Annotated in this window: 2 protein-coding genes; both read left to right on the top strand. The window is 62.9% G+C overall.

The features are described 5' to 3' along the window. The first annotated feature begins 259 nt into the window (after positions 1 to 259). Positions 260 to 496: an acyl carrier protein gene (locus EOD15_RS33635; protein WP_006203723.1), complete on the top strand. Its 237-nt coding sequence runs from the start codon at positions 260 to 262 to the stop codon at positions 494 to 496. Positions 497 to 530: 34 nt separating this feature from the next. Then, positions 531 to 1793, top strand: a complete 1263-nt coding sequence (gene fabF, locus EOD15_RS33630) for a beta-ketoacyl-ACP synthase II (protein WP_127273339.1) — start codon at positions 531 to 533, stop codon at positions 1791 to 1793. Positions 1794 to 1933: the final 140 nt, after the last annotated feature.

Here is a 1933-nt window from a genome sequence, read left to right as displayed (position 1 = left end):
CGTCACTGGCCAGACCATCCACGTAAATGGCGGCATGGCTATGATTTGACGAGGTTCGGCAGCAACGCCGGCGGGTTGTGAAAAGAGACCATTTCGGCTTGGACCTCAGCTATTTTTCGTGTAATGCGGCCCGCAACCCGGCGGTTCGGGCAAAAACCGGTCCGTAGTCGTTGCGTTTCCGGCAGGACCATCTTTCAGCTTGATTAGCGGCATTCTGCCCGCTAACGAAGACAGACAAACAAAAGACGAGGATGCCCAAATGAGTGACACCGCAGAGCGCGTCAAGAAGATCGTCATCGAGCACCTTGGCGTCGATGCCGACAAAGTGACGGAGCAGGCGAGCTTCATCGATGATCTGGGCGCCGACAGCCTCGACACGGTCGAACTCGTCATGGCGTTCGAAGAAGAATTCGGCGTCGAGATTCCCGACGATGCGGCTGAGACCATCCTGACCGTTGGCGATGCCGTGAAGTACATCGACAAGGCTTCGGCCTGACGCTTTCCGCAGTCATCACCGGGGAGGACCTGCGATGAGGCGTGTCGTCGTCACGGGCCTTGGGTTGCTGTCGCCGTTCGGCATGGGCTTCGAGCACAGCTGGAAGGAACTTCTGACCGGCCGCAGCGCTGCCAAGCGCATCACTGAGTTCGAGGTGGAGGATCTTGCCTGCAAGATCGCCCACGTCATTCCGCGTGGTGACGGCAGCAATGCCACCTTCAATCCCGAGGCCGTGCTCGAGCCCAAGGAACTGCGCAAGATCGGCGACTTCATCCTTTACGGGATTGCCGCCGCCGACGAGGCGCTGAAGGATTCCGGCTGGGAACCCAAGACGCATGAAGAGCGGTGTGCCACCGGCGTCCTGATCGGCTCCGGCATCGGCGGCATCGAGGGCATCGCCGAGAACGCGATGATCCTCAAGGAGCGCGGCCCGCGCCGCATCAGCCCTTTCTTCATCCCGGGCCAGATCATCAATCTCGTCTCCGGGCAGGTTTCGATCCGGCACGGACTGAAAGGCCCGAACCATGCCGTCGTCACGGCCTGTTCGACCGGCGCGCACGCCATTGGCGATGCTGCCCGGTTGATCATGTGGGGCGATGCCGACGTGATGGTCGCCGGTGGCGCCGAAGCGCCGGTGACGCGGCTGTCGATCGCCGGCTTTGCCGCATGCCGGGCACTGTCGACGGAACGCAATGATTCGCCGCAAACGGCGTCGCGACCCTATGATCGCGACCGCGACGGCTTCGTCATGGGCGAGGGCGCCGGCGTTGTCGTGCTCGAGGAGCTCGAACATGCCAGGGCGCGCGGCGCCAAGATCTATGCCGAGGTGACGGGTTACGGTCTCACCGGCGACGCGCATCACATCACCGCGCCCGCCGAGGATGGCGATGGCGCCTTCCGTTGCATGACGGCGGCACTGAACCGGGCCAAGTTGACGCCGGCCGATGTCGACTACATCAACGCGCACGGCACCTCGACCATGGCCGACACGATCGAGCTCGGCGCGGTCGAGCGGCTTGTCGGCAATGCCGCATCGAAGATTTCGATGTCGTCGACCAAGTCGTCGATCGGCCATCTGCTTGGGGCGGCGGGGGCCGCCGAAGCGATCTTCTCGATCCTTGCCATCAGGGACAATGTCGCGCCGCCGACCATCAACCTCGACAACCCGGAACGCGAAACCGCGATCGACCTGGTGCCGAACAAGCCGCGTGCCCGCCAGATCGACGTGGCGCTGTCCAATTCCTTCGGCTTTGGCGGGACCAACGCGTCGCTGGTCTTCCAGCGCTACAATGGCTGATCGTCCGGCTGCCGGGCGGCGCTTCGGCGTGCCGTCAATTTTGCCATATTCGCCCCTACTCTGCCGCTGGGGATTCGTTGGGCGATCAAACGGTAGGGCGAAATGAACACAAATCCGGCAGGCAACGGGGAATTCGGGCA

This window comes from Mesorhizobium sp. M7A.T.Ca.US.000.02.2.1, from assembly GCF_003996995.1.
Taxonomy (GTDB): domain Bacteria; phylum Pseudomonadota; class Alphaproteobacteria; order Rhizobiales; family Rhizobiaceae; genus Mesorhizobium.
The sequence above is the reverse complement of the archived record's forward strand: the minus strand, read 5'-3'. Positions and strand labels throughout refer to the sequence as shown.

Bases quoted from the DNA above. Each gene is read 5' to 3' on its own strand.
- EOD15_RS33635 (WP_006203723.1), top strand. From the start codon at position 260: ATGAGTGACACCGCAGAGCGCGTCAAGAAGATCGTCATCGAGCACCTT.
- fabF (WP_127273339.1), top strand. From the start codon at position 531: ATGAGGCGTGTCGTCGTCACGGGCCTTGGGTTGCTGTCGCCGTTCGGC.